Here is a 16,062-nt window from a genome sequence, read left to right as displayed (position 1 = left end):
TCAGGTGGGCTTTTTGCCTTCGACACTACCGCCTTGATCAATTAGAGATAGTGTAAATTCACTCAATGCTTTCCTGACAATTCTCTCCATCATTTCTTCAAGTTCATTTTTGCTGAGAGACTGAACTCCGCCGGATCGTTTTGCATCATCCAGCATAAATCCATCAAGTAATTGCTCGCACGTCACAGTGTCTTCAAGTATTTGAACAATCTCGGCGTTCATGGAGCGCCCATTAGATTTTGCTCGCTCTGCAATTTTCTCTTTTAGCTCTTCCGGCATGCGCAGACCGAATGGGGCGATCAAGCTTGCACCTTTCATAGTGATTCCTCGCACAAAACTAGCTTCATAATGTAGTTAAAATTCATTTGACATGATAGCTACATGATGTAGTATTTTATTGATGGCTACATGATGTAGCCAATATATTGGAGGGATGATGGAAAACGCACGTAATATCGCACCAACAGGGATTCGATTCCCTGAGCAACTGAAAGAGATTATTAAGAAAGCAGCTAAAGAGGAGGGGCGTTCACTGAATAGCGAGGTGATTAAGCGCATCGAACGGAGTTTGAAAGAAGATGGTTTATTGCAGGTGTAAAACAGTGAAGCCCCAACTGCTCGAACAGTCAGGGCTTCGGTGTCAAATGATTCCAGGCTAGGAAATATCGACATGAACAGTGTACAGAAAAATGAACTCACATTCCACAACGTCACTTTTAACCAGGTAAGCCATGAAAATCAAATCTGGCTTACCTCATCAGAATTAGCTAAGGCATTGGGTTACAAAAAATCAGATGCAGTAACTCAGATTTATAGCCGATATCACGACGAGTTTACAGAAAGCATGTCAACGACCCTCAAAATGAGTGTCGTTAGGAAAACTGGGGCGGTAGATATTCCGGTACGCGTTTTCTCCCTTCGCGGTGCTCACCTTATCTCCATGTTCGCCAATACTCCAGTAGCCAAAGAATTCCGCCGCTGGGTTCTGGATATCCTAGATCGGGAAGTGGGTTCCGCAGGGAGCGATCGTCTACCAACCAAATTTCATCAGAGGGTAATGCTTTACCTTGATACCAAAGGGGACGTCATCAATACGTACCCATTGAATAAAGATCAGGTAGTCATGTCATTTGATGCATTTGTCAGCTATTTCAGGAAGAAGGGATGGATAGTGGCCCCAAGAGATGAGGTAGCAAAAGGAATAATGGGGGCAATACAGGTTTTATCGTAGCAAAAAGAAAAACCGCCAGTTGCTGCTGGCGGCCTATGTCACAAACCCTATCATCATATAAGGAATGTCGAATGACTTCTAAGAATGTAGCAAACCTCGGATCTGTTGTCACGGATAAAACCATTGATAGCCAGTACCTGCTTGAGATGGTAAATCAGGCTCGTAAACAGTGCGGTGAAAAAGAAGTCCGCAACAACGACTTTATTGGACGCATTAAGGATGAGCTTGAAGGTGAGCACTACGAAATTTTCGTAGTTCAAAAAGCAAACAAAACAACCTCTGAAAAAGTTGTTATGTCAATTAAGCAAGCCCTTCGAGTGGCCGCTCGTGAATCAAAAGCGGTGCGTCGCTCACTGGTCGATAAACTGGAAGATATGCAAACCATCCAGATTCCTGCGCAAAGTAATTCCGGTCTTCCTGAATACCGTCTTGCAAAGGCCGAACAGTTGAAAGCGCTGGCGCTGGAAAAAAATATCGCATCCGCTCGTGAGTTGATGGTGATGCTGCCCCGTCTTGACCCTATGTCCCACCAGACGCTGGCGGCTTCGCTGATTAATCCGATTATCGGTTATGACGCGATCCCCTTGCCGGTGATTGAAGAGCATTACTACACCGCAGCGGAAGCGGGTGAGAAAATAGGTGTCAGCGCCAATAAAATCGGTCGCATCGCTAACGCAAACAACCTTAAAACTGAGCAGTACGGCAAGTTCTTCCTTGATAAATCCGCGCACTCCAGTAAGCAGGTCGAAGCGTTTCGCTATAACGCTGAGGGCGTAAAAGCCTTACGCCATCTTATTCATGGTGCTGATGTAGCTTAATTACTAACAGATAATTAATACCAAGCCCGCCGTCGAGCGGGTTTTTTTATGTCTGGAGAAAATATGCCAGTTTCACTTTCCTCTCAACTCGGCAGTAAAGAACAGGCTGATACAAGGCTTGCCAGCTCTATCATGTCTGCGTTGCGAGTTTCAATGCCTGGCATCGTCCAGTCATTTGATCCCGACACCGTAACCGCAGTTGTTCAACCCGCTATCAAAGGCTATGAGCCGGATTCGAATGGCGTTAGCCAGTCGACGACATTACCACTGCTGGTGGATGTGCCCGTGGTATTTCCTCGCGGCGGTGGCTGCACGCTAACGTTCCCGGTTAAAGCTGGTGATGAATGTCTGGTGATTTTTGCCGATCGCTGCATCGATTTCTGCTGGCAGAACGGCGGGGTACAGGAGCCTGTCGACGATCGGGTGCATGATTTATCGGATGCGTTCTGTATCGTAGGGCCGCAGTCTCAGGCGCAGAAAATAAGCGGAATCAGCACCAGCGCCGCGCAATTGCGTACCGAGGATGGGGCTGCTTTTGTGGAAGTGGCCGCAGGCCATAACGTTACTGTTAAAACCCCCGGCGCGCTGACGGCTACTGCAGAAGGCGGAACCACGATCACATCACCCACCATTACGCTAAACGGTGACGTAACCATTAACGGCAATCTGTCGCAGGGGATGGGGGAGGGCGGCGGTAGCGCAACGATGCTCGGTCCTGTCACGGTGACAAACGATGTAACGGCTGGCGGTAAGAGCCTGATGACGCATACCCACGGCGGGGTACAGACTGGCGGTGGTAATACAGGAGCGCCTAACTAATGCGGTACAGACGTGAAGACGGAGAAGGTGATTACACTTTTGGTAGTGGTGATGACACCTGGCTGATTAACTCGCCAGAAGCTGTCGCGCAGGCGGTAAAAACACGATTCGCATTGTGGTACGGGCAGTGGTTCCTCGATAAGACAGAGGGAACACCATGGATTCAGTCTGTGCTCGGTAAGCAAAAGCCGGAAACCTACAATCTGGCGATCCGCAAGCGCATCCTCGAAACGCGGGGCGTGAAATCCATCCTCTCTTTCAATACCACAGTGAACACGACGACGCGCCGCGTCCAGTTCTTCGCTGAAATCGACACTATCTACGGAACAACGACAGTAACCAGCGAGGCATAAATGGCCCTCAATTTGGACACACTCGGCTTATCGGCAACGGTAACCGCTGAGGGGATCAGTGCGCCTGATTGCCAGACGATACTCGATACCCTGACGAGCTATTTCCAGCAGATTTATGGTAGTGACGCTTATCTGGAGCCGGACAGCAAAGACGGCCAGATGGTGGCGCTGGTGGCGCTTGCTATTCACGATGCCAATAACACAGCCATTTCCGTCTATAACTGCTTCTCACCTGCTACGGGTTACGGCGCAGCGCTGACCAGTAACGTAAAAATTAACGGTATCGCGCGCAAAGGTGCAACGAACTCTACCGTGGATTTACTGCTCACTGGCACCGCAGGAACAACCATTACGAACGGCACCGTGAAAGACACTAATAATGTGATATGGCGTCTTCCTGCTTCAGTGGTGATTGGTGTTGATGGCACCGTGACGGCAACTGCAATTTGTTCCAAAAGCGGAGCGGTTGCAGCTCCTGCCGGGGCGATTACCACTATCAATACACCGACCCGTGGCTGGACGTCAGTAGCCAACCCGGCAGCGGCCACCGTTGGCGCACCTGCAGAAACGGACGCAGAACTGCGCATCAGGCAGGGGCAGAGTGTCGCGATACCATCCATCACACCATTTGAAGGTGTGGACGGGGCGATCGCTAATATTGCTGGTGTGACGCGCCACAAGCTCTATGAAAATGATACAGGAAAGACTGACGGTAACGGGCTTCCTCCGCATTCCATCTCGGCCATTGTTGATGGTGGTGATGTGACCGAAATAGCCAGAACCATCCGGGGAAATAAAGGGCAGGGGGTCCGGACCTGGGGGAAAACATCCGTAACCGTACCGGATAAATATGGCAATCCTCACATAATCAGTTTTTCGCGACCAACTGATGTCCCTGTTTACGGAAAAATCACCTTAAAAGTTTTTGCCGGGTACACCTCTCAGATAGGTGTGCAGATTCAGCAGGCTGTTGCGGATTACATTAACAGACTGATGATTGGTGATCAGGTACTGCTGAGCCGGATTTATTCTCCTGCTAACCTTGGGGTCGTCAGTGGTGGAAATGCACGCTATTACGATATTCAGGAGCTGCTGATCGGCAAATCTCCGGAAGCTGTTGCTGCGGCGAATATTAATATTGCTTACGACGAATCTGCCTCCTGTAAGCCGGAAAATATTATTATTACGGTGGCAGCATGAGCAAATATACGGACTTAATTATTAACTATCATGCGACAAAACCTAAATTCGTTGAACACATCGATTTAGTGACCAGGCCGTTAGCTGAAATCTCAGCCGCAATAAATGGGCTAATAAGCGCTTTTGATATTGATTATGCGACAGGAATACAACTCGATATTCTCGGCCAGTGGATAGGGTTAAGCCGGGTTGTAAGCCAGCCAATAAGCGGTGTCTATTTCAGTTGGGACACTGACGGACTTGGATATGACCAGGGCGTCTGGCAGGGGCCATATGATCCGGATTCGGGTTATACCTCGCTGAGCGATGAAACCTATCGCATCGTTCTAAAAACGAAGATAGCAATTAACAACTGGGACGGAAGAAACGACTCCCTGCCTCCCATTCTTGACGCCGCACTGGACGGGGCCGGTCTGAAGATGCAGATCGTCGATAACCAGGATATGACCATAGGTATCTGGGTTTTTCCTGAAACAGATATTTCATCGGTCTCTCTCGAACTTATTGCTGCTATACGACAAGGGTATCTGACGGTAAAGGCCGCTGGTGTATGGGGCGGAAGTATTGAAATACCTTCGGTGGAAACGCCTTCTGAAGGAAACAGGTTTTTTGGGTTTGATATGGATAACGAATATATCAGCGGGTTTGATGCCGGTTCATGGGGGACATTACTCTGATGGCTAAAAATGATTTTAAACCGTTTGCGACGGGTAAGGGTGCTAATGTTACATCACAGCCTGACTGGGAAGCGCTGCCGGCGCTCCTGTCTGGTTTTACTGCGGGAAAGGCATCCAGTGCACAGGTAAATAAAGCGCTGCGTCAGGCGAGCTTCATCGCTGCAGCACTGGCACAGTACACAGCCAGCAAGAGCGGACAGGGATGTACTCGATGATGGTGACCTGAGCGGCTTTATCGCCAAAATGTCCGCTGCGTTCGGTAAGGATTTTCAGACTCTTGATGCCACGCTAACGGCGCTCGCTGGTCTGGCTACCGGTGCAGATAAACTCCCGTATTTTACGGGGGATGATACAGCCGGACAGACAGATCTTACTTCTGTTGGGCGCGACATCATCGGAAAAGCCAGCATTGCGGATATTCTCACATACCTCGGTTTGGGAGAAACAGCAAAGCAAGCAGCTGGCGCCCTGCAAAAATCGCAGAACGGCGGCGATATTCCCGATAAAGCCTCATTTATTGAACACCTCGGCATGAAGGAAACGCTTAACCCAACAAAACGCGTGAGTATTGGCAATATCGGAACCGGCGTTTTTGACGGCAGCACACCGTGTATAAATATCGGTGACAGTGACAGTGGATTTATCGGCAGCGCGGATGGCGTACTGGATATTTACTGTAACGGTGCCAAAGTGGGTTATATCAATGGTAACGGATTACACATGCTCACTGATATTCATTTCGATAATGCGCGCATGACCACTAATGGGGACATTTTTAGTTCCGTGTGGGGGAATAACTGGCTGAGTATCTGGATTACTAATCAGCTAAATACCCGTGGAACGATTGACTGGATCAATAGTGAACTGGCAATTCGTGACAACAACATCAACACCCGCGCCACCATTGATTATGTTAACCAGACTTTCGCCCGTAAAAATACCGGCAGCATTCAGGACTGGGGCTGGATTCTGGACGACAGCACGGGATTTATAATGCAGTGGGGAACACTTGGTAACTCAAACGGAACCTACAATTTCCCGCGCGCTTTCCCTGTTGGTTGCTTTGCCGTTTTTGTAACCAATACCAACGCTCAGGGCACCCAGGTGGATAACGCATTCGGATACCCGGTGAGCAACAGTCAGTTTTTTGCCGCCACCAAGTCATCAGGAATGGCCAATCTGGTCAATAATTTTCCTGTAGCCTGGTTTGCGATTGGGAGATAAATATCAATGAGCGAATATTATTACAGCTTTAAAGAAAAAGGTTTTTTCTGGCAACCGGATACCGAATCCGATAATTACCCTGACGATTTAATTCCCCTGACAGATGAGCATTACCGAGAGCTTATGCAGGGCCAGGTGGACGGAAAATATATTGAACACAGGAAAGGAGGCCCGGTACTGGTTGAGCATCGCGAATATACACCTGAAGAGCTGGTTGCACAGGCTGAAGCCAGAAAAGCGGAACTTCTTGCTGAGGCAGAGTCAGTTATTGCGCCACTGGCGCGTGCAGTAAAGCGTGGTATCGCGACTGATGAGGAGCAGAAGCGACTGGAGGCATGGGAACTCTACAGCGTAATGGTAAACCGGGTGGATACATCTGCGCCTGACTGGCCGGAAGTGCCTGTAAACCAGTAATATGACGTTGTGAAAAAACAGGCTGGCATTAATAAAATACACCAGCCTGAAGTAATATTCAGTTCAGGAGGAACTGATGAAGCATAATAACCAGATATACCATCAGTACTGATATGGTTGTTACAGCCTTCTGTAAAAAATTAACAACCACAAATCTGACACCACTCTGGTGGTTTTTCTATATCTGGTGGCCAGTTGTCACACCAGGGGGGACGAATAAATGGGGCGGGTATTGGCGGCAGTCCACTGGAGGCGGATTTTGTATTATCTGGTGGGGGTTTTGTATCACTGGCGGCCATCGCCGATGCCGAAAAGGCTGTAGCCGACAACACCAGAAGCAATGGGAAAAATATACGATGTCTCATAATATCACCCGTGAATATTCAGACTATCCTTACTGTTGACTTCCTTCATTTCCAGCATAGTTCACGCTTCATCGTCATTGAATAAACAATTAAGTTTGTTGAGCGAAAATTTACTTAAAGAAAAAATAATAAGCATCGATATTTTTCTTTTTTGCAGGTTTTCAACGCATGCCCGAATAAACGTGCGCAGATGGTGAAAAATCTGGTTGACCATAAAAAAGTTTAAAGATAAATGCAAGTGCTTATCTGTTGCGATATCAATTAAATTAATCTTGTTTTTTTATTCATACCCTTGCCAAACAGATATGTAGCAAGAAAATATGATACTAAGTAAAGTTGGCATGTAGTCTAGAGTTAGGGGTAGTATATATTCTTAACTCCAATAGGACTGCTCTATATATAAATATATTAATTGCATATTTTATTTTTAAAGTCAACGATTTCTATGAATCATACGTTAAATATCAGACTCCATTTTTAGGCTTATATTTATCCCAACCAACTAATGAAAAAACATCTTCGTGTGAAATAGCCTCACCATTAAGAAAAAATTTAACATTTTGTTTTACCAGATCATCATGTCGATTCCGATATACCCATCTTAGCTCATGTGCTGTAATAGAATTACCATGCTTTCCTGTTTTATTTGCGATATCACTTATAGCATCAACTAAATTGTCAATGACAAAAATAACTGACCGTTCCCTTAATCGTGTTTGGAATTCAAGACCGGCTTTACTTGTTTTTATCCAGCACTCCTCATTGGATAAGTCTGAATATTTATCTTCGGTAATATTGTATTTTTTATGTTGAGATAAAAATTCTCTAAAAAAAGTCCCTCTCTGAACATCATTCAATCTTTCTGCTATCTTCTCATCTTTATTAAACACGGCTCTATTCTTCCTGTCCCAGACCGCATCTGTTAATGTATTTTGAATAATAATATCTTTTTTTGAAAAATAATATAACGAATTAACTAAAGTATTTACTCGATCTCTTGCCTTACATAAACCATAAACCACATCTCCAGGCTGAAAACTTAACGCATCTCCTGCAGGTTTGTTACTAAAGGTAATATCACTCCTGGTAAGAAATTCAGGATTAAGCTTAACATAACCATCGGTACTAATATCTATATGTGCAGGCAGATTGCAGGTTGGTATTTCCCATACAATAGGGGTCCTTGAGGATAAATTGATAGACTTTAAATTAACAGGAAGCTTAACTGGAAGTTTAATATTATCACAAAAGTTGATACTTAATTTTTTTAGCTTATCAGGCAAAATATCATCTATAACAGTACCGGGAACTGTTTGTATAAGTTCAATACTTAGTTCTTTTAACCCCTCAGGTAACATTTTCATTAATGGCAAGAAAGGGCAATTTTGTAAGTCTAATTTATCTAATTTATATGGTAACTCAGCACATAATATTTCAGGGAAATTTTGCAATGACAAAGAAGATAGATGCGGAGGAAGGGGAGGCAAAAATTTACCATAGCACGCAGTAAAACTCTTTAATCCATAAGGTAATGCGGGGAAAGTATAATTTTCTTCATATGCCTGCATATCTATAGATAGTGACTCTAAGCTATCTGGGAAATATGAAATTTTAATGGTCTGATTTCCAGATATAGTTAAACTTTTTAACCCATCAGGAAGATTTGGAATAGACTCCAGTGTATAGCATGAAGATAAATTCAACTCGGATAAATTATCAGGAAATACCGGAATAGAGGTAACATGATGAGCAGTAATTGATAAGCTCCCGGTATGATTTGCTGCTATTATTTTGTCGTAAATACTATTACGCTCCTCCTTCTCAATATCTGGGGATTCTATTCTCCATTTATTTAATAACTCAAGGTTTGATGTCGCCTCGTTACTTGTATATGCATATTGCAATATGGCTGGTTGGAATCCTATTTTCATGCGCTTTTTCAATCTATATGTCAATACCAAGCTATCATTATTACATTTATTTTCATTCAGGCAAGATTTAGAACCTAGCCTAATACCGATCGTTTAAGAAGCTGTTAGCCGATTCAGCAACATGGAGAATTTGAAGACAATCCGGTGGGATGGATTACCGCAGTCACGTTGTCTGCAAGAACGTGACTGCGGTAGGCCGGCTGCTGTTTAGTCAGGACTGACTGTAACCGTGTTTATAGGTTTATAGATCGTATAGACCTCTATTGTGATGTAACATCGTATGTTGATCAGCAGATCGTATGCTGACGATTTCAAAGCTACAGTGTAATATGCACGCCAGTCGTTGATGGGGTAGTTATTGTGGAATGTCCACCGCTGTGTCCATCAAGAAAAATTTATCAGCATAGCGAGTTAAAAAATTCATATTTATGAAGAACATAATAAATTTCTCCATCATTGCTCACATTGACCACGGTAAATCGACGCTGTCTGACCGTATTATCCAAATCTGCGGTGGCCTGTCTGACCGTGAAATGGAAGCTCAGGTACTTGATTCGATGGATCTTGAGCGTGAGCGCGGTATTACTATTAAAGCCCAGAGTGTGACGCTGGATTTTAAAGCGTCTGATGGTGAAACTTATCAACTGAACTTTATCGACACGCCGGGACACGTTGACTTTTCCTATGAAGTTTCCCGTTCGTTAGCCGCCTGCGAGGGCGCGCTGCTGGTGGTGGATGCCGGCCAGGGCGTAGAAGCGCAAACGTTGGCGAACTGCTACACCGCGATGGAAATGGATCTTGAAGTGGTGCCGGTGCTTAACAAGATTGACCTGCCGGCCGCCGATCCGGAGCGTGTGGCGGAAGAAATCGAAGACATTGTCGGTATCGATGCGACGGACGCGGTACGCTGCTCCGCCAAAACGGGTATCGGCGTGACGGATGTTCTGGAACGCCTGGTGCGCGATATCCCGCCGCCGCAAGGCGATCCGGACGGCCCGCTGCAGGCGCTGATTATTGACTCCTGGTTCGATAACTACCTAGGCGTGGTATCGCTGGTGCGTATTAAAAACGGCACCATGCGTAAAGGCGACAAAATTAAAGTGATGAGCACCGGGCAGACCTACAACGCTGACCGCCTGGGGATCTTCACGCCAAAACAGGTTGATCGTACCGAGCTGAAGTGCGGCGAAGTAGGCTGGCTGGTCTGCGCCATTAAAGATATCCTCGGCGCGCCGGTTGGCGATACCTTAACCTCAGCGCGTAACCCAGCGGAAAAAGCGTTGCCGGGCTTTAAAAAGGTGAAACCGCAGGTCTATGCAGGTCTGTTCCCGGTCAGCTCCGACGATTATGAAAGTTTCCGCGACGCGCTCGGCAAGCTGAGCCTGAACGATGCCTCACTGTTTTATGAACCGGAAAGCTCCTCGGCGCTGGGCTTTGGCTTCCGCTGCGGCTTCCTCGGCCTGTTGCACATGGAGATCATTCAGGAGCGTCTGGAACGCGAATACGATCTGGATCTGATCACCACTGCGCCGACCGTGGTGTATGAAGTAGAAACAACGGCGAAAGAGACTATCTATGTTGATAGCCCCTCCAAGCTGCCGCCGTTGAATAACATTTATGAACTGCGCGAGCCTATCGCCGAGTGTCATATGCTGTTACCACAAGCCTATTTAGGTAACGTTATTACGCTGTGTATTGAGAAACGCGGCGTACAAACTAACATGGTATATCACGGTAACCAGGTCGCGTTGACCTATGAAATCCCGATGGCGGAAGTGGTGCTCGACTTCTTTGACCGTCTGAAATCAACGTCGCGCGGCTATGCGTCTCTGGATTATAACTTCAAGCGCTTCCAGGCTTCCGACATGGTGCGTGTTGATGTGTTAATCAACAACGAACGTGTCGATGCGCTGGCGCTGATCACGCACCGTGATAACTCGCAAAGCCGTGGTCGCGAGCTGGTGGAGAAGATGAAAGATTTGATCCCACGTCAGCAGTTTGATATCGCGATTCAGGCGGCGATTGGTACGCATATTATTGCCCGTTCGACGGTAAAACAGTTACGTAAAAACGTGCTGGCGAAGTGCTACGGCGGTGATATCAGTCGTAAGAAAAAACTGCTGCAGAAACAGAAAGAAGGTAAGAAACGCATGAAGCAGATCGGTAACGTCGAGCTGCCTCAGGAGGCGTTCCTCGCCATTCTGCATGTCGGTAAAGACAATAAATAATCCCTAAGGAGTTGGCATGGCGAACATGTTTGCCCTGATTCTGGTGATAGCCACACTGGTGACGGGCATTTTATGGTGCGTTGATAAGTTTGTTTTCGCGCCAAAACGTCGGGCGCGCCAGGCTGCCGCGCAAACGGCGTCGGGAGATGCGCTGGATAACGCTACGCTCAATAAAGTGGCGCCTAAGCCGGGCTGGCTGGAGACCGGGGCGTCGGTTTTCCCGGTTCTGGCGATCGTTCTGATCGTTCGTTCATTTCTTTATGAACCCTTTCAGATCCCGTCAGGCTCAATGATGCCGACACTGCTTATCGGCGATTTTATTCTGGTGGAAAAATTTGCCTACGGCATTAAAGATCCGATCTACCAGAAAACCCTGATTGAAACCGGTCATCCAAAGCGCGGGGATATTGTGGTATTTAAATATCCGGAAGATCCTAAGTTAGATTACATCAAACGCGCCGTCGGTTTGCCGGGCGATAAAATCACTTATGATCCGGTTGCGAAAGAGGTGACGATTCAGCCTGGCTGTAGCTCCGGTCAGGCGTGCGAAAATGCGCTGCCGGTTACCTACTCTAACGTTGAGCCGAGCGATTTTGTACAGACTTTTGCCCGCCGTAACGGCGGAGAAGCGACCAGCGGTTTCTTTGAGGTTCCGCTAAACGAGACAAAAGAAAACGGCATTCGCCTGACCGAACGTAAAGAGACGTTAGGCGATGTGACCCACCGCATCCTGATGGTGCCGATAGCTCAGGATCAGTTGGGCATGTATTACCAACAGCCAGGACAACCGCTGGCGACCTGGGTTGTACCGCCGGGGCAATATTTCATGATGGGCGACAACCGCGATAACAGCGCGGATAGCCGTTACTGGGGATTTGTTCCGGAAGCGAATCTGGTCGGTAAAGCGGTCGCTATCTGGATGAGCTTTGACAAGCAGGAAGGGGAGTGGCCGACAGGCGTACGCCTGAGTCGTATCGGCGGTATTCACTAACTGTGACGAAATGATCGTTCACGCTGCCGTCTTTTTAGCGGCAGCGTGAATTATTTCCTGGATAAATTCCCTCAGACTAACGACATCCCCTGTCGTTGTGTATAGAATATTCCCCCGAAGTTTTAGGTTGGCGCCGTTTGGTCGCCACGGCACACGAAACAGCGTTGGTTATAGACAACCTTCTTTCCGCTGCAGCGATGCGGCAGGACAGATAACGTGTATCAGGTCTGTTTCGTGTGCTGGATTGTTGACGCATTCATTTATTGGTATCGCATGAACCCCATCGTAATTAATCGGCTTCAACGGAAGCTGGGCTACACTTTTAATCATCAGGAGCTGTTGCAGCAGGCATTAACTCACCGCAGCGCCAGCAGTAAACATAACGAACGCCTGGAGTTTTTAGGCGATTCAATCCTGAGCTTCGTTATCGCTAACGCGCTTTATCACCGTTTCCCACGGGTGGATGAGGGAGATATGAGCCGTATGCGCGCCACGTTGGTACGTAGTAATACGCTGGCGGAATTAGCCCGTGAATTTGATTTAGGCGAGTGCCTGCGTTTAGGGCCGGGCGAATTAAAAAGCGGCGGATTTCGTCGGGAGTCCATTCTGGCGGACACCGTGGAAGCGTTAATCGGCGGAGTATTTCTCGATAGCAATATCCAGACCGTCGAGCAGTTAATCCTTAACTGGTATAAAACCCGTCTGGATGAGATAAGCCCGGGCGATAAACAAAAAGATCCTAAAACGCGCTTGCAGGAGTATTTGCAGGGTCGCCATCTGCCGCTGCCATCTTACCTGGTTGTGCAGGTACGCGGCGAGGCGCACGATCAGGAATTTACTATCCACTGCCAGGTCAGCGGCCTGAGCGAACCGGTGGTTGGCACGGGTTCCAGCCGTCGTAAGGCGGAGCAGGCTGCCGCCGAACAGGCGCTGAAAAAACTGGAGTTGGAATGAGCACTGACAAAACTTACTGCGGATTTATTGCCATCGTCGGACGTCCGAACGTTGGCAAATCCACCTTGCTGAACAAACTGCTTGGGCAGAAGATTTCAATCACTTCCCGTAAAGCGCAGACCACGCGCCACCGCATTGTCGGTATTCATACCGAAGGCCCGTATCAGGCAATTTATGTCGATACCCCGGGACTGCATATGGAAGAAAAGCGCGCCATTAACCGTTTGATGAATAAGGCGGCGAGCAGTTCGATTGGCGACGTTGAGCTGGTGATTTTCGTTGTGGAAGGCACCCGTTGGACGCCGGACGACGAAATGGTCCTGAACAAACTGCGCGATGGCAAAGCGCCGGTTATTCTCGCCGTTAACAAGGTGGATAACGTGCAGGAAAAAGCCGATTTGCTGCCGCACCTCCAGTTCCTGGCAAGCCAGATGAACTTTCTTGATATCGTACCGATCTCTGCTGAAACGGGTATGAACGTCGATACCATTGCCGGTATCGTGCGTAAACATTTACCGGAAGCGATTCATCACTTCCCGGAAGATTACATCACCGATCGCTCTCAGCGCTTTATGGCGTCTGAAATCATTCGTGAAAAGCTGATGCGTTTTCTCGGCGCCGAGCTGCCGTATTCCGTTACCGTTGAGATTGAACGTTTTGTTACCAACGAACGCGGCGGCTATGATATCAACGGGCTGATCCTCGTCGAGCGCGAAGGGCAGAAGAAGATGGTGATTGGCAACAAAGGCGCCAAAATCAAAACCATTGGTATTGAAGCGCGTAAAGACATGCAGGAGATGTTTGAAGCGCCGGTACACCTGGAACTGTGGGTGAAAGTGAAATCCGGCTGGGCCGATGACGAACGCGCTCTGCGCAGTCTCGGTTACGTAGACGATCTGTGAGTTAACACAGCGTGGAAGGGTGGCAGCGCGCATTTGTCTTGCACAGTCGCCCCTGGAGCGAAACCAGCCTGATGCTGGACGTCTTCACGGAAGAATCGGGGCGCGTGCGCCTTGTCGCCAAAGGCGCGCGATCTAAACGTTCCAATCTGAAAGGCGCGTTACAGCCTTTTACGCCGTTATTGCTACGCTACAGCGGACGCGGCGAGGTGAAAACCCTGCGCAGCGCCGAGGCAGTTTCTCTGGCGCTGCCGTTAAGCGGTATTACGCTCTATAGCGGCCTGTACATCAACGAACTCCTCTCTCGCGTACTGGAATATGAAACGCGCTTCTCCGAACTCTTTTTTGATTATCTGAACTGTATTCAGGCGCTGGCGGGAACCACCGGCTCGCCTGAACCGGCGTTGCGACGTTTCGAACTGGCGTTGCTGGGTCATCTGGGGTATGGCGTCAATTTCACCCACTGTGCAGGCAGCGGCGAACGGGTGGATGACACCATGACCTACCGTTACCGCGAAGAAAAAGGCTTTTTCGCCAGCGTCGTCATCGATAACAACACCTTTACCGGACGGCACCTGAAAGCGCTGGAGGCGCGGGAATTTCCGGATGTAGATACTCTGCGTGCCGCTAAACGCTTTACCCGTATGGCATTAAAGCCGTATCTTGGGGGAAAACCGTTAAAAAGCCGGGAGCTGTTCCGGCAATTTATGCCCAAACGCACAGTAAAAACGAAGAAAGATTAACGAGGATTGTCATGGCTGAATTACTGTTAGGCGTCAATATTGACCACATTGCCACGTTACGTAATGCGCGCGGCACCGACTATCCGGATCCGGTACAGGCGGCGTTTATTGCTGAACAGGCAGGCGCGGACGGCATTACCGTACACCTGCGCGAAGATCGTCGCCACATTACCGATCGCGATGTGCGCATTCTGCGTCAGACGCTGCATACGCGTATGAATCTGGAGATGGCGGTGACCGAAGAGATGCTGGCGATCGCCGTAGAAACCAGGCCGCATTTCTGTTGTCTGGTACCGGAAAAACGCCAGGAAGTCACCACCGAAGGCGGCCTGGATGTGGCCGGACAGCGCGATAAAATGCGTGATGCCTGTGCGCGCCTGGCGGCGGCTGGCATCCAGGTTTCGCTCTTTATCGATGCCGATGAAGCGCAAATCAACGCGGCGGCGGAAGTCGGCGCGCCGTTTATCGAAATCCATACCGGCTGCTACGCCAACGCAGAAACCGATGCGGAACAGGCAAAAGAGCTGGCGCGTATTGCCAGCGCCGCGACCCTGGCGGCCCGTCTGGGGCTAAAAGTAAATGCGGGTCATGGCCTGACCTACCATAACGTCAAAGCTATTGCCGCACTGCCGGAAATGCACGAGCTCAATATCGGTCATGCCATTATTGGTCGGGCGGTGATGACGGGGCTGAAAGAGGCGGTGGCTGAAATGAAACGTTTGATGCTGGAAGCGCGCGGCTAATGGCGATTCTCGGCCTGGGAACGGATATTGTAGAGATTGCCCGCATTGAGGCAGTGATCTCCCGTTCCGGCGAACGTCTGGCAAGGCGTGTGCTCAGTGACAACGAGTGGGCTATCTGGGAGACGCATCAGCAGCCGGTGCGTTTTCTCGCCAAGCGTTTTGCGGTCAAAGAGGCGGCAGCGAAAGCTTTTGGCACCGGCATCCGCAACGGTCTGGCGTTTAATCAGTTCGAAGTGTTTAACGATGAGCTGGGAAAACCACGTTTGCGGCTGTGGGGCGAGGCGTTAACGCTGGCGGAAAAACTCGGTGTGGCGCACATGCATGTCACGTTGGCCGATGAACGCCATTACGCCTGCGCTACGGTCATTCTGGAAAGTTAGATTTGCCGGATGGCGGCGTAAACACGTTATCTGACCTACAGGCCGATATATTGTCGGCCTGATAAGCATAGCGCCATCAGGCATTGTTGCGT

General features: G+C 48.6%; 17 protein-coding genes and 2 pseudogenes. 17 read left to right on the top strand and 2 right to left on the bottom strand.

Annotation, left to right across the window (positions count from 1 at the left end):
• A complete protein-coding gene (locus ACFK9X_RS17705) occupies positions 1-318 on the bottom strand; it encodes an Arc family DNA-binding protein (RefSeq protein ID WP_052746205.1) in 318 nt (105 codons plus the stop codon).
• A 115-nt stretch (positions 319-433) separates the two neighbouring features.
• Between ACFK9X_RS17705 and ACFK9X_RS17700 the strand changes: the two genes are divergently transcribed.
• The 10 genes and pseudogenes from ACFK9X_RS17700 to ACFK9X_RS17655 all read left to right on the top strand — a co-directional run.
• Entirely contained in the window at positions 434-598 is a 165-nt protein-coding gene (locus tag ACFK9X_RS17700; protein ID WP_077929530.1) for an Arc family DNA-binding protein, read from the top strand.
• 72 nt (positions 599-670) lie between these two features.
• Positions 671-1,231, top strand: coding sequence for a BRO family protein (locus ACFK9X_RS17695; RefSeq protein WP_046597892.1), 561 nt, complete (start codon positions 671-673; stop codon positions 1,229-1,231).
• Positions 1,232-1,302: 71 nt separating this feature from the next.
• Positions 1,303-2,049, top strand: coding sequence for a phage-like protein (locus tag ACFK9X_RS17690; protein ID WP_046597893.1), 747 nt, complete (start codon positions 1,303-1,305; stop codon positions 2,047-2,049).
• Positions 2,050-2,112: 63 nt separating this feature from the next.
• On the top strand, positions 2,113-2,868 hold the full coding sequence (locus ACFK9X_RS17685) for a Gp138 family membrane-puncturing spike protein (protein WP_151117188.1): 756 nt from the start codon (positions 2,113-2,115) through the stop codon (positions 2,866-2,868).
• Positions 2,868-3,221 carry a hypothetical protein gene (locus tag ACFK9X_RS17680; RefSeq protein ID WP_001270643.1) on the top strand — a complete coding sequence of 118 codons (354 nt, stop codon included), beginning with the start codon at positions 2,868-2,870 and terminating at the stop codon, positions 3,219-3,221. The genes ACFK9X_RS17685 and ACFK9X_RS17680 overlap by 1 nt, the downstream gene beginning before the upstream one ends.
• Positions 3,222-4,421 (top strand): baseplate J/gp47 family protein, encoded by a 1,200-nt coding sequence (locus ACFK9X_RS17675; RefSeq protein WP_151117187.1) that lies wholly within the window; start codon positions 3,222-3,224, stop codon positions 4,419-4,421. It begins immediately after the preceding gene.
• Complete coding sequence (locus ACFK9X_RS17670; protein ID WP_391025011.1) at positions 4,418-5,098, top strand: DUF2612 domain-containing protein; 681 nt, start codon at positions 4,418-4,420, stop codon at positions 5,096-5,098. Before ACFK9X_RS17675 ends, ACFK9X_RS17670 begins: the two co-directional genes overlap by 4 nt.
• Positions 5,098-6,322: pseudogene (locus ACFK9X_RS17665) on the top strand (hypothetical protein). The gene ACFK9X_RS17670 and the pseudogene ACFK9X_RS17665 overlap by 1 nt, the downstream one beginning before the upstream one ends.
• Before the next feature lie 6 nt (positions 6,323-6,328).
• The gene (locus tag ACFK9X_RS17660; protein ID WP_079786509.1) at positions 6,329-6,736 is read left to right on the top strand and encodes a tail fiber assembly protein; all 408 of its coding nucleotides are present in this window, start codon (positions 6,329-6,331) and stop codon (positions 6,734-6,736) included.
• A gap of 400 nt (positions 6,737-7,136) precedes the next feature.
• Positions 7,137-7,295 (top strand): annotated as a pseudogene (locus tag ACFK9X_RS17655) (hypothetical protein); the annotation flags it as partial.
• Positions 7,296-7,565: 270 nt separating this feature from the next.
• Here ACFK9X_RS17655 and gogB read toward each other — a convergent pair.
• Entirely contained in the window at positions 7,566-9,056 is a 1,491-nt protein-coding gene (gene gogB, locus ACFK9X_RS17650; protein WP_151117183.1) for a type III secretion effector GogB, read from the bottom strand.
• A gap of 404 nt (positions 9,057-9,460) precedes the next feature.
• Between gogB and lepA the strand changes: the two genes are divergently transcribed.
• The 7 genes from lepA to acpS all read left to right on the top strand — a co-directional run bounded on the left by lepA (position 9,461) and on the right by acpS (position 15,970).
• The gene (gene lepA / locus ACFK9X_RS17645) at positions 9,461-11,260 is read left to right on the top strand and encodes a translation elongation factor 4 (protein ID WP_151117181.1); all 1,800 of its coding nucleotides are present in this window, start codon (positions 9,461-9,463) and stop codon (positions 11,258-11,260) included.
• Positions 11,261-11,276: 16 nt separating this feature from the next.
• The gene (lepB, locus tag ACFK9X_RS17640) at positions 11,277-12,251 is read left to right on the top strand and encodes a signal peptidase I (protein WP_000002559.1); all 975 of its coding nucleotides are present in this window, start codon (positions 11,277-11,279) and stop codon (positions 12,249-12,251) included.
• A gap of 273 nt (positions 12,252-12,524) precedes the next feature.
• Positions 12,525-13,205, top strand: a complete 681-nt coding sequence (gene rnc / locus ACFK9X_RS17635; RefSeq protein ID WP_151117965.1) for a ribonuclease III — start codon at positions 12,525-12,527, stop codon at positions 13,203-13,205.
• Positions 13,202-14,107 (top strand): GTPase Era, encoded by a 906-nt coding sequence (gene era / locus ACFK9X_RS17630; protein ID WP_000102230.1) that lies wholly within the window; start codon positions 13,202-13,204, stop codon positions 14,105-14,107. The genes rnc and era overlap by 4 nt, the downstream gene beginning before the upstream one ends.
• A gap of 11 nt (positions 14,108-14,118) precedes the next feature.
• The gene (recO, locus tag ACFK9X_RS17625) at positions 14,119-14,847 is read left to right on the top strand and encodes a DNA repair protein RecO (RefSeq protein WP_000399380.1); all 729 of its coding nucleotides are present in this window, start codon (positions 14,119-14,121) and stop codon (positions 14,845-14,847) included.
• 11 nt (positions 14,848-14,858) lie between these two features.
• Positions 14,859-15,590 (top strand): pyridoxine 5'-phosphate synthase, encoded by a 732-nt coding sequence (pdxJ, locus tag ACFK9X_RS17620; RefSeq protein ID WP_000818964.1) that lies wholly within the window; start codon positions 14,859-14,861, stop codon positions 15,588-15,590.
• A complete protein-coding gene (acpS, locus tag ACFK9X_RS17615) occupies positions 15,590-15,970 on the top strand; it encodes a holo-ACP synthase (protein WP_000986043.1) in 381 nt (126 codons plus the stop codon). The genes pdxJ and acpS overlap by 1 nt, the downstream gene beginning before the upstream one ends.
• The last annotated feature ends 92 nt before the right edge of the window (positions 15,971-16,062 follow it).

The organism is Salmonella sp. WC3 (assembly GCF_042932255.1).
In the GTDB taxonomy this organism is placed as follows: domain Bacteria; phylum Pseudomonadota; class Gammaproteobacteria; order Enterobacterales; family Enterobacteriaceae; genus Salmonella; species Salmonella enterica.
The sequence above is the reverse complement of the archived record's forward strand: the minus strand, read 5'-3'. Positions and strand labels throughout refer to the sequence as shown.